The sequence below is a fragment of the Paraburkholderia ribeironis genome (assembly GCF_900019265.1).
GTDB lineage: Bacteria > Pseudomonadota > Gammaproteobacteria > Burkholderiales > Burkholderiaceae > Paraburkholderia > Paraburkholderia ribeironis.
In genome coordinates this window covers 1-976 of the sequence record NZ_CYGX02000100.1, presented here as the reverse complement: position 1 = coordinate 976, position 976 = coordinate 1, and the positions used below count along the sequence as shown (strand labels likewise).

General features: G+C 54.7%; 1 pseudogene. It reads right to left on the bottom strand.

The features are described 5' to 3' along the window. Positions 1-244: pseudogene (locus tag BN2475_RS30230) on the bottom strand (IS6 family transposase); the annotation flags it as partial. Positions 245-976: the final 732 nt, after the last annotated feature.

The following is a 976-nucleotide window of genomic DNA, read 5'->3' as shown; positions in this document are numbered from 1 at the left end:
CCTCGTCCAGATGCCATGTCGCGCCCGGTTTGCGGCGAGAGGCTCTAATGCGATGCGCGAAGCACGCGCCGAACTTGTCGCACCAACGTCGGATCGTTTCATAACTGACCACGACGCCGCGCTCGAACAGCAACTCTTCGATGTCGCGCAGGCTCAACTGGAACCGGAAGTACCAGCGAACCGCACAGCAAATGACAGCTGCCGGAAACCGATGGCCATGATAAAGCGATTTGTTCTTGGTCATATGGCCATCTTACTCGACCGCCCTTGCCAACGTGACAACGCCATCCAGTCCGATGGCGTCTGTTGACATCTTACGTGACCACCTCGCCAACGTGACAGTGCACCCCGCGCAGTCGCGCGGCGTGATGCGCGGGACGTACACTTCGTCAATTGGAATGCAGAACCGTTGCGCTCAAATCCGACAATCGCAACAATTCTGTTTCCTTTTCAACATTTATAAGCCCTACATCGAAGCGCGTCCTCACACGCCGTCTCCGGATTCCGCACTTGCTCCCGCTAGACTCGACTTGATCGTCACCCGCTTCGTTGAGACGTTCTGTTAGCGAGTCTAAGAACCGTGTGGAATCAAACTGTGATGCGTTGCTATCTGCTGCAATGGCCCCTGTCGCGCTTCGCGGCCAGAGCGCCTTTGCGAACTGCTGAGCAAGTTTGGCATAAGGCTTGCGATCTAGCAGCTTAATTCCAACCCGCTCACCGCAGGCCTGGCGGGCGCGGTTACAGCGGAGAATGCGGTTCGCTGACGTATCGTGAGAAGCAGCTTATTCAAAATGTACTTCTTGCAAAGTCACGCCGGAGTCGTTTCATCAATGCAATGTCAACCCGTCAGTTTCTTAGTCAGGGGTGTTTGTCCAAAGCACTAGTGACGATAAAAAGGGCATTGTCACGTTGGCAAGGGCGGTCGAGTTAAGATAACCAGATGACAAAGACCAAATCGCTCTATCACGGTCACCGG